Source organism: Mesorhizobium captivum, from assembly GCF_033977165.1.
GTDB classification, from domain to species: Bacteria; Pseudomonadota; Alphaproteobacteria; order Rhizobiales; family Rhizobiaceae; genus Mesorhizobium; species Mesorhizobium captivum.
The window spans coordinates 22,585-46,257 of the sequence record NZ_JAVIJB010000006.1 but is presented as its reverse complement, the minus strand read 5'-3'; the positions used below and the strand labels follow the sequence as shown (position 1 = coordinate 46,257).

The 23,673-nt window shown below is 61.8% G+C and carries 20 protein-coding genes and 1 pseudogene; 11 read left to right on the top strand and 10 right to left on the bottom strand.

Features of this window, described 5'->3' with window-relative positions:
- Window positions 1-19 precede the first annotated feature (19 nt).
- Complete coding sequence (locus RFM40_RS07575) at window positions 20-1,162, top strand: DegT/DnrJ/EryC1/StrS family aminotransferase (RefSeq protein ID WP_320225598.1); 1,143 nt, start codon at window positions 20-22, stop codon at window positions 1,160-1,162.
- A gap of 156 nt (window positions 1,163-1,318) precedes the next feature.
- Here RFM40_RS07575 and cysQ read toward each other — a convergent pair whose 3' ends face one another.
- Genes cysQ through cysD form a run of 3 tightly spaced genes read right to left on the bottom strand, consistent with a single transcriptional unit; the run spans window position 1,319 to window position 4,972 of the window.
- On the bottom strand, window positions 1,319-2,116 hold the full coding sequence (gene cysQ / locus RFM40_RS07570; protein ID WP_320225682.1) for a 3'(2'),5'-bisphosphate nucleotidase CysQ: 798 nt from the start codon (window positions 2,114-2,116) through the stop codon (window positions 1,319-1,321).
- 10 nt (window positions 2,117-2,126) lie between these two features.
- On the bottom strand, window positions 2,127-4,064 hold the full coding sequence (cysN, locus tag RFM40_RS07565) for a sulfate adenylyltransferase subunit CysN (RefSeq protein WP_320225599.1): 1,938 nt from the start codon (window positions 4,062-4,064) through the stop codon (window positions 2,127-2,129).
- A gap of 2 nt (window positions 4,065-4,066) precedes the next feature.
- Window positions 4,067-4,972 carry a sulfate adenylyltransferase subunit CysD gene (gene cysD, locus RFM40_RS07560; protein ID WP_126101397.1) on the bottom strand — a complete coding sequence of 302 codons (906 nt, stop codon included), beginning with the start codon at window positions 4,970-4,972 and terminating at the stop codon, window positions 4,067-4,069.
- 448 nt (window positions 4,973-5,420) lie between these two features.
- On the opposite strand from cysD, the gene RFM40_RS07555 reads away from it, so the two are divergent.
- Together RFM40_RS07555 and RFM40_RS07550 are read left to right on the top strand one after the other, a co-directional pair.
- The gene (locus RFM40_RS07555) at window positions 5,421-6,713 is read left to right on the top strand and encodes an O-antigen ligase family protein (RefSeq protein WP_320225600.1); all 1,293 of its coding nucleotides are present in this window, start codon (window positions 5,421-5,423) and stop codon (window positions 6,711-6,713) included.
- Window positions 6,710-7,648 (top strand): NAD-dependent epimerase/dehydratase family protein, encoded by a 939-nt coding sequence (locus RFM40_RS07550; RefSeq protein WP_320225601.1) that lies wholly within the window; start codon window positions 6,710-6,712, stop codon window positions 7,646-7,648. The genes RFM40_RS07555 and RFM40_RS07550 overlap by 4 nt, the downstream gene beginning before the upstream one ends.
- Here the strand turns inward: RFM40_RS07550 and RFM40_RS07545 are convergent.
- The 4 genes from RFM40_RS07545 to RFM40_RS07530 all read right to left on the bottom strand — a co-directional run bounded on the left by RFM40_RS07545 (window position 7,636) and on the right by RFM40_RS07530 (window position 12,763).
- On the bottom strand, window positions 7,636-8,130 hold the full coding sequence (locus tag RFM40_RS07545) for a sugar transferase (protein ID WP_320220212.1): 495 nt from the start codon (window positions 8,128-8,130) through the stop codon (window positions 7,636-7,638). The genes RFM40_RS07550 and RFM40_RS07545 overlap by 13 nt on opposite strands.
- Window positions 8,131-8,216: 86 nt before the next feature.
- Window positions 8,217-10,268: a UDP-N-acetylglucosamine 4,6-dehydratase gene (locus RFM40_RS07540; RefSeq protein WP_320225602.1), complete on the bottom strand. Its 2,052-nt coding sequence runs from the start codon at window positions 10,266-10,268 to the stop codon at window positions 8,217-8,219.
- Between the two features lie 255 nt (window positions 10,269-10,523).
- Entirely contained in the window at window positions 10,524-11,642 is a 1,119-nt protein-coding gene (locus tag RFM40_RS07535) for a glycosyltransferase (protein WP_320225603.1), read from the bottom strand.
- Window positions 11,639-12,763 (bottom strand): glycosyltransferase family 4 protein, encoded by a 1,125-nt coding sequence (locus RFM40_RS07530; RefSeq protein WP_320277353.1) that lies wholly within the window; start codon window positions 12,761-12,763, stop codon window positions 11,639-11,641. Before RFM40_RS07530 ends, RFM40_RS07535 begins: the two co-directional genes overlap by 4 nt.
- On the opposite strand from RFM40_RS07530, the gene RFM40_RS07525 reads away from it, so the two are divergent.
- The 8 genes from RFM40_RS07525 to RFM40_RS07490 all read left to right on the top strand — a co-directional run bounded on the left by RFM40_RS07525 (window position 12,687) and on the right by RFM40_RS07490 (window position 21,671).
- Window positions 12,687-13,526, top strand: coding sequence for a glycosyltransferase family protein (locus RFM40_RS07525; RefSeq protein WP_320225687.1), 840 nt, complete (start codon window positions 12,687-12,689; stop codon window positions 13,524-13,526). The genes RFM40_RS07530 and RFM40_RS07525 overlap by 77 nt on opposite strands.
- A gap of 63 nt (window positions 13,527-13,589) precedes the next feature.
- On the top strand, window positions 13,590-14,660 hold the full coding sequence (rfbG, locus tag RFM40_RS07520; RefSeq protein WP_320225605.1) for a CDP-glucose 4,6-dehydratase: 1,071 nt from the start codon (window positions 13,590-13,592) through the stop codon (window positions 14,658-14,660).
- Window positions 14,657-15,577: an NAD-dependent epimerase/dehydratase family protein gene (locus RFM40_RS07515; RefSeq protein WP_320225606.1), complete on the top strand. Its 921-nt coding sequence runs from the start codon at window positions 14,657-14,659 to the stop codon at window positions 15,575-15,577. Before rfbG ends, RFM40_RS07515 begins: the two co-directional genes overlap by 4 nt.
- A complete protein-coding gene (locus RFM40_RS07510; protein ID WP_320225607.1) occupies window positions 15,574-16,554 on the top strand; it encodes a glycosyltransferase family 2 protein in 981 nt (326 codons plus the stop codon). The genes RFM40_RS07515 and RFM40_RS07510 overlap by 4 nt, the downstream gene beginning before the upstream one ends.
- Window positions 16,555-16,566: 12 nt before the next feature.
- Window positions 16,567-17,337 (top strand): glucose-1-phosphate cytidylyltransferase, encoded by a 771-nt coding sequence (gene rfbF, locus RFM40_RS07505; protein WP_292298075.1) that lies wholly within the window; start codon window positions 16,567-16,569, stop codon window positions 17,335-17,337.
- The gene (locus RFM40_RS07500) at window positions 17,322-18,365 is read left to right on the top strand and encodes a lysylphosphatidylglycerol synthase transmembrane domain-containing protein (RefSeq protein WP_320277352.1); all 1,044 of its coding nucleotides are present in this window, start codon (window positions 17,322-17,324) and stop codon (window positions 18,363-18,365) included. Before rfbF ends, RFM40_RS07500 begins: the two co-directional genes overlap by 16 nt.
- 13 nt (window positions 18,366-18,378) lie before the next feature.
- Window positions 18,379-19,701, top strand: a complete 1,323-nt coding sequence (locus tag RFM40_RS07495) for an NAD(P)/FAD-dependent oxidoreductase (protein WP_320225609.1) — start codon at window positions 18,379-18,381, stop codon at window positions 19,699-19,701.
- Complete coding sequence (locus RFM40_RS07490) at window positions 19,701-21,671, top strand: tRNA guanosine transglycosylase family protein (protein WP_320225610.1); 1,971 nt, start codon at window positions 19,701-19,703, stop codon at window positions 21,669-21,671. The genes RFM40_RS07495 and RFM40_RS07490 overlap by 1 nt, the downstream gene beginning before the upstream one ends.
- 74 nt (window positions 21,672-21,745) lie before the next feature.
- Here RFM40_RS07490 and RFM40_RS07485 read toward each other — a convergent pair.
- The 3 genes and pseudogenes from RFM40_RS07485 to RFM40_RS07475 form a co-directional block, all read right to left on the bottom strand.
- Window positions 21,746-21,958 (bottom strand): annotated as a pseudogene (locus tag RFM40_RS07485) (integrase core domain-containing protein); the annotation flags it as partial.
- Window positions 21,959-22,245: 287 nt separating this feature from the next.
- A complete protein-coding gene (locus RFM40_RS07480) occupies window positions 22,246-23,250 on the bottom strand; it encodes a class I SAM-dependent methyltransferase (RefSeq protein WP_320225611.1) in 1,005 nt (334 codons plus the stop codon).
- Window positions 23,243-23,620 carry a hypothetical protein gene (locus tag RFM40_RS07475; protein WP_320225612.1) on the bottom strand — a complete coding sequence of 126 codons (378 nt, stop codon included), beginning with the start codon at window positions 23,618-23,620 and terminating at the stop codon, window positions 23,243-23,245. The genes RFM40_RS07480 and RFM40_RS07475 overlap by 8 nt, the downstream gene beginning before the upstream one ends.
- Window positions 23,621-23,673 lie beyond the last annotated feature (53 nt).

The following is a 23,673-nucleotide window of genomic DNA, read 5'->3' as shown; positions in this document are numbered from 1 at the left end:
TGAAGCCATTGAGGCCGACATGCAGTTCATCGATCTTGGCGCGCAGCGCGAACGAATCCGCGACCGGTTGAAGGCCGCGATCGACCGTGTGGTCGAAGACGGGCGTTACATCCTCGGGCCCCAGGTTACCGAATTCGAGAACAAGCTCGCGGCCTACGTCGGCGTCAAGCATGTGGTGGCCTGCGCCAACGGCACCGATGCGCTGCTTCTGCCGCTGTTTGCCGCCGGCATCGGCCCGGGCGACGCCGTGTTCGTGCCGAGCTTCACCTTCGCCGCGACGGCCGAAGTGGTGGCGCTCGCCAAGGCCGAGCCGGTCTTCGTCGACGTCGATCCCGACACCTACAACATCGACATCGCCAGCCTCGAGGCGGCGATCGAGATGATCAGGAAGGAAGGCCACTTGACGCCGAAGGCGATCATCCCGGTCGACCTGTTCGGGCTTTCGGCCGACTACGAGGCGATCATGGCGATCGCCAAGCGCGAAAACCTGCTGGTGATCGAGGACGCGGCCCAGTCGATGGGCGGCTCCGCCGACGGCACAATGTGCGGCGCCTTCGGCCATGTCGGCTCGACGAGCTTTTACCCGGCGAAGCCCCTCGGCTGCTATGGCGACGGCGGCGCGATGTTCACCAATGATGCTGCGCTGGCCGACAAGCTCAGATCCTTCGCCTTCCACGGCAAGGGCGAGACGCAATACGACAACGTCCGCGTCGGCATCAATTCGCGCCTCGACACGCTGCAGGCAGCGATCCTGATCGAGAAGCTCTCCATCCTCGAGGAAGAGATGGTGGCCCGGCAAGCAGTCGCCGACCGCTATGCCAAAGGGCTTGGCGACATCGTCAAGGCATCGCGCAACCTCGGCCACGGCCGCTCGGCCTGGGCGCAGTATGCGATCGAGACGCCGAAGCGCGACGGGTTGAAGGCCCATCTCGGCGAGAAGGGCATTCCGTCGGTGATCTACTATGTGAAGCCGCTGCATGAGCAGGTCGCCTATCGCGACTATCCGCGCACGCCGACCGGCCTCGCCGTTTCGGAAAAGCTGCCGAAACAGATCCTGTGCCTGCCGATGCACGCCTATCTGAGCGAAGCCGACCAGGACAAGATCATCGAGACTATCAGGAATTACGTCGGGTCGAACTCGGCGCATGTAGCGGCGGCGTAGCCGGTTCCTTCGTCATCCTCGGGCTTGACCCGAGGATCCATGCCGTGACCTACATGCAGCGCGCGGCGGAGCAGAATTCTGCAACCGTTGCAACGCTTTAGCGTCACGGCATGGATCCTAGGGTCTGCGCCGCGTCGCTTCGCTCCTTGCTCCGCCCTAGGATGACGAAACGATAGCCCCGCTCTTCCCCGTCGCGATGAAATGCGGGTTGGCGAAATCGGTGTCGCTGGCCTGGTTGCGCTTGCCGTAGACGAGCGGCTCGCCGTCCAGCGTGCGCGTCATGCCGCCGGCGGCGCGCAGCACTGCATCGCCCGCCGCGGTGTCCCATTCCATGGTGCGGCCGAAACGCGGATAGACGTCGGCCTCGGCGGCGGCGAGCAGGCAGAATTTCAGCGACGATCCTATGGAGACGATCTCGGCGGCGCCGAGATCGCGGATAAAGGCGTCGGTCTCAGGCGTGTTGTGCGAGCGGCTGGCGACGACGGCGAGCGGCGTGCCCCCTGCCCGCACGGCAATCGGACGTCGGCCGACGATGCGATAGTCGCCATCCACTTCGATCGCTTCCGCCTTGCCCGGCCGGCCGGAGAAAAAACGCCCGGTGCAGGGCGCGAAGACGACGCCGACTTCCGGCACGCCATGGCGCACGAGCGCGATGTTGACGGTGAAATCGGTGCGGCGGTTGACGAATTCCTTGGTGCCGTCGAGCGGATCGATCAGGAAGAAAGTGCCGTCGAGGTCGGGCATGGCGATGCCCGCCGCAACCTCCTCCTCGGCCACGCAAGGGATGTCCGGATAAGCGGAGCGAAGGCCGGCGAGGATGATCTTCTCGCTTTCGCGATCGGCTTCGGTCACAGGCGAAGAGTCGGACTTCTTCTCGACCGCGCAGCCCTCGTGGAAGACGCGCATGACCTCGCGCCCGGCATCGAGCGCCAGGCGCTCGAAGACGCCGAGCATCGCCTCGTCGTCAGATACCGCCGCCATTGTCATACTGCTCTTCGGCAATGTCGCGCTCGTCCAGCCAGTGTTCCAGGGCTTCCGCCATCTCCTGCGGGCTCTTGCCGAGAGTCTCGAGATGGATTTCGGGATTCTCCGGCGCCTCATAGGGGGAATCGACGCCGGTGAAATTCTTGATCTCGCCGCTCAAAGCGCGCGCGTAAAGGCCCTTCGGATCACGGCGGGCGCATTCCTCGAACGGCGTGTCGACGAACACTTCGACGAATTCGCCCTCGCCCATCAGCTCACGCGCCATGCGCCGCTCGGCGCTGAAGGGCGAGATGAAGGAGACGATGACGATCAGGCCGGCATCGGCCATCAGCTTGGCCACTTCGGCGACGCGGCGGATGTTCTCCACGCGGTCGGCATCGGTGAAGCCGAGATCGCGGTTTAGGCCGTGGCGGACATTGTCGCCGTCGAGAATATAGGTGTGACGGCCGGACGCGAACAGCTTCTTCTCGAAGAGATTTGCGATGGTCGACTTGCCCGAGCCGGACAGGCCGGTGAACCAGAACACGGCCGAGCGCTGGTTCTTCAGGTCGCTGCGGCCGCGCTTGCCGACATCGAGCGACTGCCAGTGGATGTTTTCGGCACGGCGCAGCGAATGCAGGATCATACCGGCGCCGACGGTGGCATTGCTGATGCGATCGATCAGGATGAAGGCGCCGGTGGTGCGGTTCTCGGCGAAGGGATCAAAGGCGATCGGCGCCCGCGTCGAGAGATTGCAGACGCCGACCTCATTAAGGTCGAGCGACTTCGCCGCCTCATGCGCGAAATCGTTGACGTTGACCCGGTACTTCAGTTCGGTGACGGTGGCGCTGACCTGGTCGGTTTCAGTTCGCAGGATATAGGATCGGCCCGGCAGCAGCGCCTGTTCGTCGAACCAGACGATGTTGGCGGCGAACTGGTCGGCGACCTGCGGACGCGTCGCGGGCGACACCAGCATGTTGCCGCGCGACACCTCGACCTCGTCCTCCAGGACGAGCGTGATGGCCTGGCCGGCAACCGCCCGCTCAAGATCGCCCCCATGCGCGACGATGCGCTTGACGCGGGAAGCCCTGCCCGACTTGGCGACCACGACCTCGTCACCTTCAGAAACCGTGCCAGAGGCGATGGTGCCGGCAAAGCCGCGAAAATCGAGGTTCGGACGGTTTACATACTGCACCGGGAAGCGGAACGGCAGTTCGACGGCCGCCTCGTCGACCGACACGGTTTCCAGGTGTTCGATCAGCGACGGCCCGGAATACCAGGGCGTGCGCTCGGAGCGCGTGGTGACGTTGTCGCCAAAACGCGCCGACATCGGGATCGGCATGATGCTTGTGAAGCCCAGCCCTTTCGCGAAGTCGGTGTAATCCGCCACGATGCTGTCGAAGACGGTCTTGTCGAAGCCGACGAGGTCGATCTTATTGACGGCAAGCACGATGTGGCGGATGCCGAGCAGCGAAGCGATGATCGAATGGCGACGCGTCTGGCGCAGAACGCCTTGGCGCGCGTCGATCAGCACGATGGCGAGATCGGCGGTCGAGGCGCCGGTCGCCATGTTGCGCGTGTACTGCTCGTGGCCGGGCGTGTCGGCGACGATGAACTTGCGCTTCGGCGTGGCGAAGAAGCGGTAGGCGACGTCGATGGTGATGCCCTGTTCGCGCTCGGCCTCCAGCCCGTCGACCAGGAGCGCGAAGTCGACGTCTTCGCCGGTGGTGCCATGCTTGCGCGAATCGCGCTCGAGCGCGGCGAGCTGGTCCTCGAAAATCTGCTTGGTGTCGGAAAGCAGCCGGCCGATCAGCGTCGACTTGCCGTCGTCGACCGAGCCGCAGGTGAGGAAGCGCAGCAGCGACTTCTTTTCCTGCGCGGTCATGTAGTCGCGGATCGAGTCGGTCGCGGCGAGGCTCTTGGCCAGGATGTGACGCATGCTCAGAAATACCCCTCGCGCTTCTTTTTTTCCATGGAGCCGGCCTCGTCGCGGTCGATGAGGCGGCCCTGGCGCTCGGACGTGCGGGCGGTCAGCATCTCGCCGACAATGGCTTCCAGCGTGTCGGCATCGGATTCGATGGCCCCCGTCAGCGGATAGCAGCCCAGCGTGCGGAAACGCACGAGACGGTTCTCGACCGTCTCGCCGGGGCGCAGTTGCATGCGATCGTCATCCTTCATGATGAGCATGCCGTCGCGTTCGACAACCGGCCGTTCCTTGGCGAAATAGAGCGGCACGATCGGGATATTTTCCTGCAAAATATACTGCCAGATGTCGAGCTCGGTCCAGTTGGACAGCGGAAAGACGCGGATCGACTCGCCCGGCGCGATGCGGGTGTTGAATATCTTCCACATCTCCGGCCGCTGGTTCTTCGGGTCCCAGGCGTGCTGCGCGTTGCGGAAGGAAAAGATACGCTCCTTGGCGCGCGACTTCTCCTCGTCACGGCGGGCGCCGCCGAAAGCCGCGTCGAAGCCGTATTTGTCGAGCGCCTGGCGCAGCGCCACCGTCTTCATCACATGGGTGTGGGTGTTGGAGCCGTGATCGAACGGATTGATGTTGTCGCGTACGCCGTCCTCGTTGACATGGACGAGCAGGTCGAAGCCTAGCTTCTGCGCCATCTGGTCGCGAAAGGCGATCATCTCGCGGAACTTCCAGGTCGTGTCGACATGCAGGAAGGGAAATGGCGGCTTGGCCGGATAGAAGGCCTTCATGGCCAGATGCATCAGCACCGAGGAATCCTTGCCGACCGAATAGAGCATCACCGGCTTGGAGAAAGAGGCCGCAACCTCACGGAATATGTGGATGGACTCGGCCTCAAGCCGCTGCAGATGGGTGAGCGCGATGTTCATGGACTGTTGAGCGTTCTTTCGTGCCGGCCAGAACCTTGCTGCAGGCGATTGGCGCGGTTTCCCTCAAACAGCCCGTCAAGCCCTGGACATTCTGGCGGGCGTTCTAGCAGATCGCCATTATCCATAACAATGCAAGACGCGCGCCGAGCACTGCGGTTCGGGAATGAATTTTCCAAGTAAGCCAGATAAGACGGAAAATCCTCCCAGGCAAGCTGAGCAATAGAGAGGCACCGAACAAACCTATTGCCTCGATCGGCTAGATTGACTTCCAACGGCTTTCGACCACGTCGGCGATTTTTGGCTGAACATCCTTCGGCTGCCCTATCGGAGATCGGAGCCAAACGCTATACCGGCGCGGGAAACGGGGCGAGGCGCGACAGAACGGGGTCGAGGGCAACTGCCACCGCCGCGGGTCTGCGCACAACCTGGAAGATTGCGAAGCAAGGCATTGAACCCGTTTACATCGCTCCGGCGCCACCTCACGCCGACACAGATCAACATCTACTTCTCGATCATCTGCTTCTTCTCGCCGCCCGTGCTGGGATCGGTGGTGAGCTTCGTCTTCAACGGCGGCGGGCTGTGGTCCGTTTTCCTGCTCGCCTTCAGGCGGCGGCGATTCAACATCGACGGGCCGATGCTTGCCATGACGGTGGCGATCTATGCCTATTGCGTGGCCATGGTCCTTGCTTCAATCGTCAATGGTGCGCTCGGGGCGGATTTGAAATATTTCCTGGCGCTGATCACCTTGCTGTTCTTCCCGTTTTCCTATTCGACCTGGAGCATCACTGAGAAGCTCACCCTTGCGCGCATCGTCGTGCTTGCAAGTGCCGCGGCATGTTGCGGCGCGCTGGTCATCGCCGTCGTTCAGTATCACTGGGTCGGCATGCGGGCCGAGGGCGGGGCCGGAAATGCGATCGTGTTCGCGACGGTCACCTGTCTTGCCGCCATGATGTGCCTTGCCGGCGCGCTCTCGGGGATCGTGAAGGGCTGGAAGCCGCTGGCCGGCGCGACACTCGCCGGGGTGGTGGCGATCCTTCTTTCCGGATCGCGCATCATCTGGCTTGCCCTGCCGATCGCCGCCATCGCCGTCCTCCTGATCAACCGCCGAAGGTTCAACAGAGCCAACCTGACGCGCGGGGCGTTGATCGCAGGCGCGGCCTGCCTGCTGGTCGCGGCCATCGGCTTCCCCGTCATCATGGACCGCGCCGACTTTCTGTTCAGCGACTGGGATGCACTTACCACCAAAGGCGATCACTCGACGGCGATCGGCCTGCGCGTTGCGATGTGGGAAATCGGCGTCGGCGCCTTTCGCGAGATGCCGATTTTCGGCCATGGCATCTCGGGCAGCCGGGCGCTGATGAAACAGGGTTTCCACGATCAATTCGGCATGACCGCAGGTTACAACCACTATCACGACGGCTTCCTCACCGCGGCGGTGCAGGCCGGTTTGTTGGGGGCGCTGGCGCTTGCTGCCATATTCGTGGTCGCGGCCCGGAATGCGGCAAGGACGCTGCGCCTCAGCGCCGACCCGGTGGAACGGTTCGGCGCAACGATGATCATCGTCACGGTCATCACCTACCTGATCGGCGGGCTGACCGGCATCATCGTCGGCCACGACATTTTCGATTCGACGCTGATGGTGTTCCTGGTCTGCGGTACCTATCTGGCCTGCGGTCGAACGGTGCCGCCGATCGTCAAGGGCGCCGCCGCAATGGCGCCGAACACCAGCCACCATTCATGAAGGTTCTGGTCACCGGCGCGACAGGCTTCATTGGGCGCAAGGTCGTCGGCCGGTTGCAAGGGGCTGGATTCGAGGTACGGGTCGCCTCACGCCGACTGGAAAGACTGTCGGCCGCAGACCATGACGTTCTGCTGCCTGGCGTTGATGCGCCCGACGAGGCCTTCCCGGCACTGATGCGCGATGTGACGCATGTCGTCCACTGCGCCGCGCTCAACAACGACCGGAACGCCAGCGAAGCCGACTACCGGGCTGCCAATGCGGCGTTGACCGGGCGGCTGGCCAAAGCTGCGGCCATTGGTACCGGCGGGCGTTTCATCTATCTTTCCTCGATCCGGGCCGTAGCCGGTCCCGGCTTCAGCGGCACGATCAATGAGGCGACGCCCCCCGCCCCGCAATGCGCCTATGGCCGCTCCAAGCGTGAAGGCGAGGTCGGGACGCTCGAGGCCTACGCGTCCACCGGGCGTGCGGATGCCACGGCGCTGCGCCTGCCGCCGGTTTATGGCGAGGGCATGAAGGGCAACTTGGCGTCGCTGATGCGGCTTGCCGACTCAGCCCTGCCGCTGCCGACCGGCGCGCTTGTGGGCGTGCGTTCCCTGATCGCGCCCGAGACGGCAGCGGACGTGGTGCTGCACCTACTTAGCCGTCCCGGACCGCTTCGCCCGGCCTATGTCGCGGGCAACGCCACTCCTCTTGCCATGTCCGAAATCATCACCGCGTTCCGGCAGGGTTTCGGCCGTCCGCGGCGTCTTTTGCCCGTGCCGGCGATATCGCTCCGCCTAGCGGCGACGTTGCTTGGCAAGCAGGCGGCCTGGCAGGCCTTGAGCGCGACCCAGATCTGCGATCCGTCGCTGCTGGCATCGGAAGGCTGGGCGCCGGAGGCCGACACGTTCGACCGGCTTCGCGAACTGGCGCGACAGGCCGGTCAGGCCCGGTAAAATGTGCCAATAAGGATTTTGACGTCGAGGCCGATGGAGGCAGCCTTGAGGTAGGCGGCGTCGGTCTCGGCGCAGAGACTTGGGTCGGACATGTCGATGCCCTTGATCTGCGCGAGCCCGGTGATGCCCGGAAGCGCCGGCAGCACGCCCAGCCGCTGACGGTGCCCGATCAGCTCCGTCTGTGTCGGCAGGCACGGACGGGGCCCGACAAGGCTCATCTCGCCTTTCAGCACGTTCCAGAGCTGCGGCAGCTCGTCGATCTTGGTCCGGCGCAGCACCTTGCCGACCGCGGTGATCGAACTGGCCGGCGCCTCATGCGTGGGCAAGGAGGGGGTGTTGCGATGCATCGTGCGCAGCTTGTGGCAGGCAAAGACAGCGCCCCCCCGCCCGACGCGCGGCTGCGAGAAGATGGCGGGCCCAGGCGACGTCGCCCGAATCGCCAGCATGGCGGTGAGCACGATAGGCGACGTCACCGCCAGCATCACGGCCGCGACAATGAGATCGAAAGCCCGCTTTGCCGTCACGGCTCGGATCCGGCGCCAACGTAGCGGACTTGGGGCAACATGTGTCAGCCGATCTGTCCGACCGTTTTCGGCGCCGTCTGCTCGGGCGCGCCGACGGCGCTTTGCTCCGCCCGGTAGAGCCCCGCCAGGATGGCAAGCGCGGCTGCCTTGTCCCGATCGTTCATCGCGGCCACCAGCGCCGGCAGCGCGGCCTCGATCCTCGGCCATTCCACGACGTCGCTCCTGAGGCCGAAGAGCTTGGCGGTATCGAGCTTGACGACCTCTTCGTTCTCGCCATGCAGCGTCTCATGCAGCTTCTCGCCGGGCCTGATGCCGGTGAAGCGGATCGCAATGTCGGTGTGGGGGCTTTTGCCGGCCATGCGGATCATGGTTTCGGCGACTTCGAGGATCGGCACGGGCTTGCCCATGTCGAGCATGTAGATGGCGTAGTCGTCGCTGCCCTGGCGCTGCTCGGCATCGGCTGCCGACATGATGACGAGGTCGACCGCTTCGGCCACCGTCATGAAATAGCGGGTCATGCGCCGGTCGGTGATGGTGACCGGCCCGCCGGCCTCGATCTGCGCCTGGAAGACGGTCGCCACCGAGCCGTTGGAGCCGAAGACATTGCCGAAGCGCACGGCGATGAATTTGGTGCCGGGACGATGCGCGCCCACGCGATGGGCGTGATGCGCGCCGGCCTGATGGCCGTTCAGCCCGCCGGCATGGATAAGCGAGGGCGCGGCATGGGTTTCATGCAGCGAGGAGACGATCTGCTCGGCCGCCCGCTTGGTGACGCCGAGCACCGAAGTCGGGTCGACGGCCTTGTCACTGGAAATCAGCAGGAATTGCGGCACCCCGCATTCGGCGGCGACCTCGGCGCAGGCGAGCGTGCCGAAGACATTCGTCTCGATCGCCGCTTCCCAGTTCTCTTCGAGCAGCGGCACGTGCTTCAGCGCCGCGGCGTGAAAGATGATCGCGGGTTTGAACTCGCCGACGAGGCGCATCATGTGAGACCGGTCGGTGACGTCGACGATGCGGCTGGTCAGCCGGCCGCGGTCTTTCTCGTCGATCAGCTGATCGAGCTGGAAAATGCCGAACTCGGAATTGTCGGCCACCAGCACCGCCTCGGCGCCGAGCTCCAGCGCGCGCTTGACCAGGACACGGCCTATGGAGCCGGCGCCGCCGGTGACCAGCACGCGCTTGCCGCCGACGAAGGCGCCGATGCGCGTCGTGTCGGTGGCGACCGCCGAGCGGCGCATGATGGTTTCCATCTCGACGGCATCGAGAACCAGCTTGCCGCCCTGCCCCAGTTCCGAAAGGCCGGAGAACTGGACGACGGCGATGCCGCTGTGGCGGGCGACGCGCACCAGCTCGGCATAGTCCTCGATCTCGCGCTCGATGCCTTTGCCGAAGATCAGGAGGTCGAGGTTTTCCGTGCCCTTGACATACTCCTCCAGCACCTCGACCAGGCGCGGCCTGAGCGCCACGACCGGAACGCCCTGGATCTGGGTGCCGAGCGGCGCGTCGCTCTCGGTCGCCATGATGCCGGCGATGGCGTATTCGGCCGGCACAGCCGTGCGCGTGAAGCGGACGATCACGTCGGCCTCGCTCAACCGGCCGATGAACAGCGCCTGCTTGACCGAGGCGTCGCTGGCCGCGCGGCGCAGGATGCGCCAGCTCGCGCCGTCGCGAAGGAAGCGATAGTAAAGCCTGGGCGCAGAAATGATGGTGAAGGAGACCAGGAAAAAGACGATGAACTGGCGCTCGTTGAGGCCGGAAACCGGCTGGAAGAAGGAGCGGAAGGCAACCGCGGCCAAATAGAGGACCACCGTCAGGCTGCCGCAGCCCTTCAGGATGTTGAAGAAATCGGGCGTGGAAGCAAAGCGCCAGACCGTGCTGTAAAGGCCGCTATAGCGAAACAGCACATGGGCGGCGAGCACGATGAGCGCCCAGCAGGCAAGCCCGCCGGAGGAGAACGCGTCGAAGGAAAGCCGCGACTGCGAGAGAGTTAGGCTAAGCGCCACCGCGATCAGGACCATGATAAGGTCCTGAACCATGATGATGGCGCGCCGCATCTTCGGTCGGATTCCCGATACGGCTTCTGCGTAGGCGGTCATTGGGTAGTACTGAACTCCAGGCGTGGGGATACAATTACCAGAACGGCTCCGGACCGGCCAGCGCCCGCCACCACTCCGGATTGCAAAATCCCAGCCCCGTCACCCGGTTATCGCATTAGCGCGGAGTTGGGGGGACCGCCAGAGGTTTTTTGGAGATCGCAGGGTCCGCCAAGTGTCCATGAAAACCCTATCGGCGGCGGATATCGCAAAACGGCTGAGCTCCTCGTCCAGGCCGGAAAGGCCGTGGCGCTCCTGTCAGTGAATACGACCCTCGAGCTGACGGTAGAGCTCGGCATAGGATTTCCCCATCCTTTCGGCGGTGAACAGGCGGACATATCGATCGCGCGCGGCCCGTCCCCAATTCGCCGCCACGGTCGGCTGGTCGATCAGCCGGTTGATCGCTTCGGCAAGGAGCGCCGGATCCGACGGAGGGACCACGAGCCCGGTCTGGCCGGCTTTGTTGACGTAGCTTGTGCCCGTTCCGATCTCGCAAGAAATCATCGGCTTGCCGCACATCGCCGCCTCGACCAGCGAAAGCCCATAGGCCTCCGACCTTTGGTTCGAGGGAAAAACCAGGCCGCGGCAATTGTGCAGCAGCGCCATCTTGCGCGGCTCGGCCACCTCGCCGAGAAAAATCACATTGTCGAGGCCCAGTGTCTCGGCCTGTTGCCTTAGTTCCCGCTCGACCGGCCCGGCGCCGGCAATGACGATCTTGCACCGCGCCCGGGAGGCTGCCTGGATCAAAACATCCAGCCCCTTGTAGTAACGCAGCACGCCGACGAACAGCACGAACGGCTCCGCTACCGTCGACCGGCACCAATTGTCGTCGGCCTCGCCCGGCGAGGGATAGGCGCCCTCGTCGATGCCGATGGGAATAACCTTCGATTTGGCCCTGAATGCCCTGAGAACCGGGCTCGACTCGAGATAGTTCGGCGACGTCGCCACGATCGCGTCGACATCCCCCAGGAAGCGCATCATCAAAGGCCGGTAGAAAGGCAGGATGAGCCTTTGTTTGACGATGTCGGAATGATAGGTGACGACGGCCGGCTTGCCGTGACGGGACTGGAAATGCACCATGTCCATGACCGGCCATGGAAAGTGGTAATGGACAAGGTCGGCCTGTCGGGCGAGCGCGCCGAACTTGCGAAAGACCTCGCGCGAAAACCCGGTCGACGCCAGCTCGAAATCCAGCCTGGCTTTCCGCGCCATGTGGCCGTCCAGGCGTTTCGTGTTTTCGTCCGGAGCCGGGCTCAGCGACAGCACTTCGGTTTCGACGCCATAAGCAGCCGTGCCTTGAGCGATGGCATGGATCGTGCGCTCCACCCCGCCGAAGCTATCCGGCCAGTATGTCTTGAAGAAATGCAGGACTTTCAAACGAGGGTCTTTCGTCTTTGCCGGATGGCCTGCTCGAAGATCCGCAGCATGCCCCTGGCGTGATTCTCCCAGGTAAATCGCGCGGCATTCTCGCGCGCGCCGACGGCGATTCCGTTGCGGAATTCCGCATCGCTGCAGAGGCGGTCGAATGCAGCGGAGATCGCCGCGGGATCGTTCGGGTCGGCGAGCACGGCATTGTCTCCAGCGACTTCAGGCATCGACGACGTGTTCGACGTCAGCACCGGTTTGCCGAACGACTGCGCCTCGACGATCGGGAAGCCGAAGCCTTCATAGAGCGACGGCATCGCCAGAAACAGACAATTCGCATAAAGCGTGGCAAGCACACGATCGTCGACGAACCCGGTGAACTTGATGTTGGTCTGCAAGCCGCCGCCGCGCACCTGATCGGCCAGGCGCGTCTGTTTCCATCCCTTGCCGCCGACGATGACCAGGTCGCAGGACGAGCGGGTGCCGGCCGGCAGCAGGCCATAGGCCGTGATCAGATTGGCGAGATTCTTGCGGGGCTCGAGCGTGCCGACGAAAAGCGCGTAGGGCCTGGTTATGCCGAGCGGCTCGAGACTCGAAACATCGCCCGGAACCGGCAGCGCGGCCGTGCCGGGGGCGACGGTGGCGACCGGCGATTTCAGCCAGGGAAATGCGCGCGTCAACGCGCTCGCCGTGGCCGTCGAATCGGCGACCACGACATCGGCCTTGCGCAAGGCGGGTTTCATCAGGAGGCGCTCGCCGATCAAGGTCCGCGCACGCATGGTCTCGGGCGCGTGCACCCAGACGAGATCGTGAATGGTGACCACCTGTGCGATTCGGCTATCAAGCACGAGCGGCAGGCGATGGGACGGCCCCCAGAACACCTCCACCTTGTCACGCGCGGCCCAGGACGGCAGCATGGCCTGCCCCCACAGCGCTCGCGCAGGGAGGGCATGAAATGTGCCTGTCCGCAGGGTTACGTCATGGGGTAGCTCGTAATTGGCATTGATCTTTGCCGGAGCGTAAACGCAAACCTCAGCACCGAGCGCCGAAAGCGCCTTGATCGACTTGTGGACGAATCGGCCGATCCCGTCGGTGGCCGATCCAAGATTCCTGCCATCGATCCCTATTTTCAATGGTGTCTCCGGAAATGAATTAGGCAAAGGATCCCGGACATTTGTCCTCGTTGTGAAACCATTCCATACCTCCCGTCAATTCACTAAACTCCAAGTTGGAAATACGATCCGGTGGTCGGAAAACTTCTCGCACAATGCCCTGAGGATGCTAAAATTAGTTGCACGGGAAGTGTCCACCCCCGAAAATCGAAAAGTCCGCGGCCTGCCGAAACTGATTATCCAGATACCTTGCTACAGCGAGGCGGAGACGCTCGCGACGACGCTGAGTGACCCGCCGCGTACAGGAAGCGTCGACGCTACCATCAAGGTCGCCCAGGAACATGGCGTGGATCACATTCCCTTGCTTACGGGCCAGTTCTCGGTGGCCGCGCGGATATGGTTGTCGGCGCGGCCGATATCGGAGATCGAGCACTTCTCCCCGCTAAAAAAGCTGCTGCAGAAGTTGGGTAGCTGGGTAGTTCGTGTGACCAGCAGCAACGACGTCCGGGATGCTCCGAGTGGCTTTCGCGCTATCTCGAAAGACGCGGCGCAGCGGCTGATCGTGTTCAACAGCTATACCTACACGTTGGAAACCATCATTCAGGCCGGTCGCAAGAACATGCGCGTGGTTTGCTTCGAGGAACACCAATCGCTTGCTACAATCAAGGACGCCCGCAGATTCAGGTCGACGGGGTTCAGGGCTGATGGAATGGCCGCTGAATTCATACGAACGCCTGGGTTGCCGAATTTGATGACTACGCAACATCTGCGGTTGCACGCATGACCGCCCTTGTCCGCATACTCGGTTTCCCGTAAGGAGCGGTCGGATTCACTTTTGGGGTGGGCGATGCCCGATTTTGAACGGCTTCTCACCGGAAAGCGCGTCTTTGTAACAGGCCATTCCGGTTTCAGTGGAAGTTGGCTGTGCGCGTGGTTCCGGCGCGCTGGCATTGCCGTGTCCGGCTATTCGCTCGTGCCTGAGCCGCATGAAGTGCTGTTTGGTCAGCTCGATCTCGCAGCCGATGTGAATTCGACCTGGGCCGACATTCTCGATCTCGAGACCCTCAAAGATGCGATGCGCGACGCGGCGCCCGACGTGGTCATTCACCTGGCTGCCCAGCCGCTGGTGCGCAAATCCTACACAGAACCGCTACGTACCTTCTCGGTCAACGCGCAGGGCACGGCAAATGTGCTAGAAGCAGCTCGACTGACCCCATCGGTCAAGGGCATCGTCGCCATCACCACCGACAAGGTCTACGAGAATCGCGAATGGGGCTGGGCCTACCGCGAAAACGATCCGTTGGGAGGCAAGGACCCCTACAGTGCTTCCAAGGCGGCAGCCGAGATGGTCATTCAGGGTTATCGCAGCCTTCCGGGCATGCCGTCCATCGCCACGGCGCGCGGCGGCAATATCATCGGCGGCGGCGACTTTTCCGCCGACCGGCTGATCCCCGATTTCGTCCGCGCCGTCGCCAGCGGCGAGGCACTAACGTTGCGCTATCCCGACGCGACGCGGCCATGGCAGCACGTGCTGGCGCTCGTTCAAGGCTACGGAACTTTGGCAGCGGGTTTGCTATCAAACGATCCTCGCCGCTTCGCCAGAGCCTGGAACCTTGGCCCCAACGATCCGGCGCAGTATTCCGTGCGGCACGTTCTCGAGCTGATGTCGTCGGCTTGGGAAAGGCCAACGCTGCGTTATCTGGACGAACCGCTGCCGGAGGCCGGCGCACTGCAGCTCGATAGCCGGCTCGCCTATAACGCGATCGGGTGGCGGCAACCCTGGAGCGTAGAGCAGATGGTTCAGGAGACAGCGCACTGGTATCGCGAACATGCAAATCGCGGCAATATGCGCGGTTTTACCGACGCCCAGATAGACGATTGGCGTCAGCGTAACGACGGAGACCCCACCGGCCGATGAAGATCCTGGTCACCGGCGCCGGCGGCTTTCTCGGCCAGCGTCTTGTCTCGGTCCTTAGGGCGCAGGGCCATGATGTCTGGGGCGTTACGCGGCGCTCAAGAGCTGCGCAATCCGACTACGACCTCGTGCTGGATGACCCGCTAGAGCCCGAGCGGTACGCAAATATCGTGGGCCAAAACGGCATCGAGACAACTATCAACGCGCTGGCGGCCGGTGTCGATCCCCGCGAACGCGATATCGGCCTGCTGGTTCGCGTCAACTCGGTATTTCCGGCGCTGCTAGCCGCAGCCGTCGCCAGCGCAGGGGCCACCAATTTCATACAGATTGGCTCCAGCGCCGAATATGCGCCACTTCAGGGGAAAGGCTATATCCCCGAAGAAGCCCCGCTGACACAAGACAAGCTTTATGGCGGGACGAAGGCTGCCGGTTCGGTGCTGCTCAGGACCGTGGCCGCAGAAGTCGGCCTGAGGGCATGCGTCTTGCGCCTCTTCAACATCTACGGACCAGGCGAGAAGGCCCACCGGCTGTTTCCGTCGTTGCTGGGGCGGCTTTCGCGTGGGGAGCGCGTGCCGCTGTCTGCCGGTTCGCAGGTCCGGGACTTCCTCTACGTTGACGATGCTTGCCTCGCAATCGCCAGGATGATACGTGCCCTCCCCGAAAACCCTCCTGTTGCAGGGGTCTATAATCTGGCAAGTGGCAGGGCTGTGTCGGTGCGGGAGTTTGCGGTGGCGATCGCCGATGCAATCGGCGCGGACCGCCAGTTACTTGCCTTTGGTGAACTTGCGATGCGGCCCGACGACTTGCCTTACATTGTTGCCGATACGCGCCGCCTCGACGATCTGATCGGGCCTGCGGCTTCGATCACGATCGCCATGGCCGTCAGATCGATCCTTGGGCAGCCAGGCGGTGCCGGATGAAACGCGCTACCAAAGCCAAGGCGGATCTGCCGCTGGTTTCTATCTCTATTCCGGTGCTCAACGAGGCCGACAATATTGATGCTCTCTATGGCCGATTGACCGCCGTTGGGAAAAGCATGACAGATCGCTGCCGTCTGGAGTTCGTGTTCTCCGACAACAGCTCGACGGACGATACCTGGAGCCTTCTGGAAAAGCTCGCCGAGAAAGACCCTCGTGTGCGCGCTATCCGCTTTTCGAAGAACGTTGGGTTTCAGCGTTCGATCATGGCAAATTACCTCCACACGCGGGGCGACGCGGTCATGCAGATCGACGCCGACCTGCAAGATCCGCCCGAGATGCTCACCGAGTTCTTCGCCAAATGGCGTGAAGGCTATGACGTGGTCTACGGGATCAGGCGACGGCGTCAGGAAGCCCCTTGGCTCAACAATTTCCGCCGCCTCGGCTACTGGTTCATCAATGCGCTGAGCGAGCACGACATCCCCCGCGATGTCGGCGATTTCAGGCTTGTCGACCGCAAGGTCATTCGCGCGCTGGCGCACATGAAGACACCAAATCCCTACCTGCGTGGGATGATCGCCAGTATCGGTTTTCGCCAGACCGGCATCGAATATGAGCGTGACGCGCGCGTGGCGGGCCAGAGCAAGTTTGGGCTCTCCCGCCTCGTGCGCCTGGGCCTGACTGCCGTCTTGAACCACTCCTCCGTTCCGCTGCGCATGGCTTCGATCATTGGCATCGCCATGTTAGTCGTGGCCTCGCTTGGAGCGCTCTATTTCATCCTGCTGAAATTCTTGCAGCCTGGCCTGCCGCAGGGTCTGGCAAGCATTCACGTCCTGGTCCTCTTCGGCATTGGCCTGCAGTCGCTGCTGCTGGGCATCATCGGCGAATACATCCTGCGCATCTATCTCATGCTGCGCTCGGAACCGTTGGCGATCATCGATCGCTCCCTGAACATCGCGCCATCGGAGCGCGTCCTGTAGAGATCGAAGAAGATGAAGCTTGTAATTCTGGCCGGCGGCCTGGGAACGCGCATATCCGAAGAGTCGGAAACCAAGCCAAAGCCGATGGTCGAGGTTGGCGGGCGGCCGCTGCTTTGGCACATCATGAAGATCTATGCCAGCCACGGCATACGGGAGTTCGTGATCTGCCTCGGCTATAAGGGCTACGTCATCAAGGAATTCTTCATCAACTACCAGCGCCACCTGTCCAATCTCGAGATCGATCTCAAGGACGGATCGAACCGCGTGCTCGAGAGCCCGGCTGAAGATTGGAAGGTCACGCTGATCGAAACGGGCGAGGCGACGATGACTGGCGGCCGCCTGAAGCGAGTCGCGCCCTACCTCGGCAATGAAACGTTCTGCATGACCTATGGCGACGGCCTGGCCAATGTCGATATTTCTGCCGAACTCGCCTTCCACCGCAAGCACGGCAAGCTGGCGACGGTGGCCGCGGTGCAGCCGCCCGGACGTTTCGGCGTGCTGGCCGTCGAAGACGACCACAGCGTTTCCTCCTTCCAGGAGAAGCCGAGCGACGAGATCGGCTGGATCAATGGCGGCTTCTTTGTCCTCGAGCCGAGGGCTATCGACTACATCGCCGGCGACGCCACCTCGTTCGAACAGGAACCGCTGAAGGGCCTGACTGCCGACGGCCAGTTGGCGGCCTTTGAGCATACCGGCTTCTGGCAGCCCTGCGACACGCTGCGCGACAAGCGCGAACTTGAGAAGCTGTGGGCTCAGGGCAATGCGCCTTGGCGCGTCTGGTAGGCGGCTCGGTGACCGGACAACAAACCGCGCCGCCGGCGCGCAGGCTCGGACGCTCGGCTGTCGGCTGGGTGATTTCGATTGCCTGCCTTGCCTTCATCGCTTCGAAGGTTGATCTCGGCCAGGCGACGCGGGCCTTGCAGGCCTATTCCTGGCCCTACCTCGTGCCCGCCTTAGCCGGCCTTGCCTTCGGGTATTGCCAGCGCGTGATCCGCTGGGCGGTCATGCTGAGCTCCGCCGGCGAGGCCGTCAATCCGTCGCGTTGCGCTGCGCCGTTCCTTGGATCGATCACTCTCAACAACGTGCTGCCCTTGCGCGCCGGCGATATCGTGCGCGCGACCGTTTTCCCGGCTGCGATTGGCGTGCCGCGCACCGCCGCGATCAGTTCAATCGTACTCGAACGGTTACTAGACCTATTGACACTCGCGTTTTGCCTGACGGTCGGGGCGACCGTCCTTGGCGGCGTCAAGCTGCCGACCTGGCTTGTCGACGGGACGGTCCTGCTTGTCGTTGTTGGCGGGCTCATCCTTCTGGCTGTCCTGCTTTTCAGCGGGCCGATCGCCAGGCGTTTATCGCAGGCCGCCAAGGCGCGCAGCGCCGACGATCTGGTGGCCAAGCTATTGCGGGCGGGCGCTTCGATGCTCGACGGATTTCGCCAGATGTCGGCGCCCAGGCCGCTGTTTGCCGTACTTGTCCTGTCGCTCCTCGCTTGGCTGGGTGAAGCAACTTGCTTCTATTTCGTCATGCTTGGGTTCGGTTTGACCTACCCGCCGGTTGCGGCGCTGCTCGTGATGGCGTTCGTCACACTTTCGACCTTGGTGCCCTCGTCGCCGGGCTATGTGGGCCCGTTCCATCTCGCTGCATTCTCGATCATGACACTGCTCGGAGCGCGTGAGGATGTAGCGACTAGTTTCGCGGTGATATCCCATCTGATGCTTTGGGTTCCAACTACCGTGGCCGGCGCCATCGCGATGCTGCTGAGGCCAGAGATCTTCCGCGTCGCGGCGGCTGAGCGGTCGCGCGGCGCATAGGAAAGGAATATACATGCCTAGTCCAGTCTATGATGTCGTCGTCGTTGGCGCCGGCTACACCGGCCTGGCAGCCGCTTACGACCTCGCCAAGAAGGGCCTGCGCGTGCGCGTCGTCGAGGCAGATGAAGACGCTGGCGGGTTGGCCGGCACCTTCGAGTTTTCGGACGGCCTGCGGGTAGAGAAGTTTTACCATCACTGGTTCAACAACGATCTGTACGTTCCCAGGCTTGTGCGCGAGCTGGGCTACGAAAAGGACATTGTCGTCCATCCCTCGCGCAATGGCATGTATTATGCAGGTCGCCATTGGCGGCTGACGACGCCGCTCGATCTTCTGCGCTTTACGGCGCTGCCGTTCTGGGACCGCATCAGGCTTGGGCTGATGGTGTTCCGCGTTCGGGGCGTCAAGGACTGGAAGGGCATCGAAAACCTGTCAGTGCGCGAATGGCTGGAGCCTATTGTCGGCAAAAACGTCTATCGGGTCGTCTGGGAGCCGCTGATCAAGTCGAAATTCTCGGTCCATGCCGAGGACATCAATGCGGTGTGGTTCTGGAAGAAGCTGGTGTTGCGCGGCAGCACCCGCGACAGCCAGGGCGGCGAGGAATTGGCCTATTTCCGCGGCGGCTTCGGCCGTCTGGCCGACATTATGGTCGAGGCAATCCGCGCCAAGGGCGGCGAGGTGACGTTCGGTACGCCGGTGGCGGGCCTCAAGACCAAAGACAACAAGATCACCGCACTTGAGACCAAGGACGGGCCGATTTCCGCAAAGCAGTTTCTGTTCACGCCGGCCTTTCCGATCGTCGCGGACATCTTCGAAGGCAAGGCCGACCCGGCCTATGTCGCGAAACTGAGACGCGTCAAATATCTCGGCAATATGTGCCTCGTGCTCAGGCTCAAGCGGAGCCTCTCGGAAACCTATTGGCTCAACGTCAACGATCCCGGATTTCCGTTTGTCGGCGTCATCGAACACACCAACTTCGACCCGCCCGAAAACTACAAGGGGTCGCACATCGCGTTCCTGTCCAAGTACCTGCCAGTCAAAGATCCGGTCTGGAATTATTCCGAGGATGAATATGCAGATTTCGCACTTGAACACCTGAAGCGGATGTTCCCTGACCTTGATCGCTCGTGGGTCATCGAATATCGCATGTGGCGCTCGAGCTATGCTCAACCAGTGACAGAGCGCGGCTACTCGGACTATGTGCCGGGACGAAGGACACCCTTTAGCAACGCCTTCATTTCGACGATGGCACAGGTATATCCCGAGGATCGTGGCACAAACTATGCGATCCGCGAGGGTCTCGAGGTAGTGGAAGATATGACAGGAGCAGCAGCATAGTGGGCTCGACGACCGCCGAAAGTTCGGACCCTAGATTCGTCTACAATCAAGCGGCACCACCTTTCTGGGGCCGTTGGTCGCTCATTACCTTTGCATTCGTCTGTTGCGGTATCGCAGCGGCAATCATCCTGCCTACGATACGCGTGGGCGATGGGATGGAATATTATGCGATGTTTCTGGCATGGAGCGATACCTCTCGCCCGTGGATGACGGAACAAAGCTGGGCTTTCTACCAGAAACTATTTCAAAGCCAGACCATTGGCGGGATGCTCGATGCATCAACAGTCAAGAATATGTTTCCCGCGCTCCGCATTGGTGCTACCGCCGACTTCAACCACTTTTGGTTTTATAGCCTACTGGCTGCGATCGTCGCCTCGCCCCTCAAATTCGTCGGAATTCCAATAGGACCGCAGTCCAGCTTCCTGCTCTTGCATGCCCTAATTTTTGTCGCCACGCTCGCTGTGGCCCAGGCAAGCAATGGCTGGCGCGGCTATTGGACAGCTGTGATCCTGCTGATTGGGTCGCCAGTGATTTGGTACTTCAACAAGGCGCACACAGAGTTTTTTACCGTTTGTATCTGTCTCATGGGCCTCATTCTCACCGGCCGAAATCAGCTGGTAGCAGGCGCGCTCATGGTGTCCTTGGCTGCAACACAAAATCCCGGTTTATCATTGGTTCCAATCGCCCTGCTTGCCATTAGAGGATTTGGCAACTGGAGTATTCCATATTCACGCTGGGAGGTTGTCTCAATCGTTGCTACGGTTCTTTTGCTCGCGGCTCATCCGACTTACTATCTTCTGCGGTATGGGGTGATCACGCCTCAACTGTTCGCCGGAGGTGCAGATATCGGCGTCGGTGTCGGCACCGCTTACGCATGGTTTCTCGATCCAGATATCGGTTTGTTGCCCAACTGGCCGCTAGGAATAGTTCTGCTCGTCGCAGGCATTTATTATTATTGGCGTCCGAGCATTCGTAAGGACTCGTCCATCTCCCTTGAGTGGGGGCTTCCCTTCTGGACGTTTATCGTGGTGTTCTTCTTCGCAGCGCTGATCAGCCATATTTCGACGCCGCACATCAACTCTGGCGCAACCCCCGGACTGGCGCGATACGCGCTATGGTATATTCCGCTTTTCTACCCGTGCGGCCTTGCGCTCCTTACGGCATTGGAAGGCAGCGATCATGGCTTGCAGCAGCGCGCAGCGATAGGGACACTTGCCATCGGAGTCTTGGCCACTGCGGCCACTCATCTAAGCATAGTGCAAGAGCGATACGTTAGTCCATCGACAATCTCCAAACTGATCCAAACTTACGCGCCCGGATTTTACAATCCGCCCTATGAGGTATTTGGCGCACGCTATTCGGGAGTGGATGGATTGGCGCAGGTCGCGGCCGTCGTCGGCCCGGATTGTCACAAAATACTGATCCTACCGCCGTCGAGCGACTCTGCGATTTTTGTTCCTGACGGCTGCTCCTACCAATCCGCACAAATCGCAGACTGGGTGGCAAAGAGTCAGTTGGGGCTGACCTCCCCTCGTTATTCTCGCATTGATCCAAGAAATCCGTCGGTCGTCAAAGCACTGGTTCCGATTATGATTGCAAAGGATTATGCATTCGACACATCAGGTGCGGGGATTCGGTTAATCGGATGGTCTTCAGTTGAGCCGACACATCGTTGGAGCCTCGGACCATCGAACGCGATCGAGTTGCGCCTCCCTTCGCCCAACTCCGTTGCGCTTTGCGCGGCCATAAGGGGGGGCACCTATGGTCCACAGACTATCGGGGCGTCTGTGGATGGCAAACAAGCAATGGAACAGGCCGCCAACGGAGAGACGGAGCTTGTGGTGCCTCTCGGCAAAAAGGAGGGAGATACAACGATAACGCTAACCTATTCAAACCCGCAGATTCCGCCGGACGATCCAAGGCAGGTCGCGTTCGCGCTGCGTTCGGTCCGCATTGACGCGTGTCCCTGAACTGAGACATTTTCACCCACCCCGAGACGAGTTTGGTTGGGTCAACTGTTGGTGGACTGATCTGGAGCGGTGCGCTAGCTGTGGAGCCTCAACAGGTTGTCCCCGGACAGGCCGAGTCTGCTGATTGGCGTTTGCGACTTTAGGCTGCCGTGCGGCCTGTGCCAATTGTAGCGATGAAACCAGGCAGGCAGCTCGGCGGCGCGACGGTCTGAAGTCGGATATGCGACGGCATAGGCCCATTCCCTGGGCGCGGTCTGGATGAAGCGCTCGGCCTCGCCGTTGTCCGGTATGTGATCTGCGGTGCCTGCATGTCCTGCTGTCCCTGCTTTGGAACGACCTTATGGTGAGCCCATCCGGGACGTGGGGCACCGCGAGCACGAAGGTGCGGGCAGGCCGTCCAACGGAATATCAAGGCTTGCGAGAGACAAAAGCATCGGTGGGAAAATTGAAACCGGTCGTCAATAGCCGACGAGCCGAACCGTCGTTGCAGGCAACACCTTAGATTCTATTTGAAAAATCTGCGACAGCACGAGCCCTGGTAGGAACGACTTAGCAATTCGCCATTTGCCTCTGTCTAACGTAGGGCAGCGTTCCGCCAGCCTTGGACACCATCCACTAGAATCTGCGGTCGCCCATCGGGCAATCCGATGATTGCCGGACGTTCCATCTCGATCTTCCAGCCTTGGCTCAAGAGGGTGCCCATGATCCGTCCCTCGATCTGGCGTGAGTGCGTGCCGATAACAATGTAGCGGACAAATCTGTTAAGGTCGGCTACGGCAGCATCGATGAAGTCTGCCTCGCCGCCCTGGATATCGATGTGCAAGAGGTCTACCGGCTCGCCCCGAACGATTTCTGACAGTGGAAAGGCGCTAATCTGTTGATAGTGCCCGGATGCCGTGGCCTCCCTGATCTGCGCTGCCGTTGCATTCAGGATCGGTTCCGAGCCCCAGGAGGCGCCGGCATTTTCAACTACCGGAAAGAGCGCCACACCTTTTTCGGGTGCGGCGACGCCATGGATGATACGAAACTCGTCTTCCGAAAAGCCATTGGCCGCCATTGCCTCCTGGGCGTAGGCCACATGCTCGGCATCCCCTTCGATTCCTATTAAGTCAACGGAGAGTCCTTTGTTGCGTGCAGCAGCACCGGTATTGTTCAACCAACATCCCCAGCCGCAGCCCAGTTCCACAACGCGGAAACGCTCCAAAGCCAAATCGACGGCCCTGAGTGCGGCCGCCCACTCGGCAATGTCGGCATGCCAGTTGGCCGGGATCGGTATGGGCTCGATGGTTCCCGCCTTGCCGTCCAGAATGCCCGGGAAAAACTTAGGGGCAATTTTGACCCCAAGAAAGTTCGTGACGTAGGATGGTTGTGCTGTCAGTTCGGTCCGAGCGTGCCTGTTTATTGTGTCGATCGCGTCGAAGCTGCAGTTGTAGTGGAAGAATACGCTGTCTGAATGCGCACCCTCCGATTGCAACCGTTGGTTTTCCCGCTGAAGCAGATCACGCTCCGCCAAAAGATTGGCGCGATCCTGCCAAAGCCTCCTGATCTGCGGTATTTTGAGCGCAGCGGTCTTAAGCATTGTTGTTGCCTCCTGGAGGCGCTGGAACGCCCACCCCATAGAATCGACCGGCGATCAGCCCGCCGGCAAAAAAGAGAAGATCGCCCAGCACGGTGATCGTCCGCCCAATCACCACCGCCAGGAAAATGACCGGGCTGAAGCTGAGCTCGCCGAGCAAAACGAGCAGAACAGCCTCCCGGACTGTGGACGAGCGACAGCGTCTCCCACGGTTTATGGCGTGGTGCAGGCTCTTATAGTAGAGCACGGCGTCGTGCAGCCCATCACCGGGAATGCCCTCGAAGCTGCCTTGAACCGCGCCGACCTTGTGGCCGATCCGCTTCGCTCTTGTCTTCACCAACTCGACAGAGCGCACATCGTCGCGTCTGATCATGCCTCTTGCCTTCTGTCCACCCCGGGACACCGACGATCCGGTTTTGAACCGCA

What these genes read in the sequence shown, in the direction of transcription:
- RFM40_RS07545 (WP_320220212.1), bottom strand. Translation starts at nt 8,130, where the DNA reads ATGCTGGCGGTGACGTCGCCTATCGTGCTCACCGCCATGCTGGCGATT.
- cysN (WP_320225599.1), bottom strand. Translation starts at nt 4,064, where the DNA reads ATGCGTCACATCCTGGCCAAGAGCCTCGCCGCGACCGACTCGATCCGC.
- cysQ (WP_320225682.1), bottom strand. Translation starts at nt 2,116, where the DNA reads ATGCTCGGCGTCTTCGAGCGCCTGGCGCTCGATGCCGGGCGCGAGGTC.
- RFM40_RS07480 (WP_320225611.1), bottom strand. Translation starts at nt 23,250, where the DNA reads ATGCTTAAGACCGCTGCGCTCAAAATACCGCAGATCAGGAGGCTTTGG.
- RFM40_RS07540 (WP_320225602.1), bottom strand. Translation starts at nt 10,268, where the DNA reads ATGACCGCCTACGCAGAAGCCGTATCGGGAATCCGACCGAAGATGCGG.
- RFM40_RS07550 (WP_320225601.1), top strand. Translation starts at nt 6,710, where the DNA reads ATGAAGGTTCTGGTCACCGGCGCGACAGGCTTCATTGGGCGCAAGGTC.
- rfbG (WP_320225605.1), top strand. Translation starts at nt 13,590, where the DNA reads ATGCCCGATTTTGAACGGCTTCTCACCGGAAAGCGCGTCTTTGTAACA.
- RFM40_RS07475 (WP_320225612.1), bottom strand. Translation starts at nt 23,620, where the DNA reads ATGATCAGACGCGACGATGTGCGCTCTGTCGAGTTGGTGAAGACAAGA.
- RFM40_RS07495 (WP_320225609.1), top strand. Translation starts at nt 18,379, where the DNA reads ATGCCTAGTCCAGTCTATGATGTCGTCGTCGTTGGCGCCGGCTACACC.
- rfbF (WP_292298075.1), top strand. Translation starts at nt 16,567, where the DNA reads ATGAAGCTTGTAATTCTGGCCGGCGGCCTGGGAACGCGCATATCCGAA.
- cysD (WP_126101397.1), bottom strand. Translation starts at nt 4,972, where the DNA reads ATGAACATCGCGCTCACCCATCTGCAGCGGCTTGAGGCCGAGTCCATC.
- RFM40_RS07575 (WP_320225598.1), top strand. Translation starts at nt 20, where the DNA reads ATGCAGTTCATCGATCTTGGCGCGCAGCGCGAACGAATCCGCGACCGG.
- RFM40_RS07510 (WP_320225607.1), top strand. Translation starts at nt 15,574, where the DNA reads ATGAAACGCGCTACCAAAGCCAAGGCGGATCTGCCGCTGGTTTCTATC.
- RFM40_RS07515 (WP_320225606.1), top strand. Translation starts at nt 14,657, where the DNA reads ATGAAGATCCTGGTCACCGGCGCCGGCGGCTTTCTCGGCCAGCGTCTT.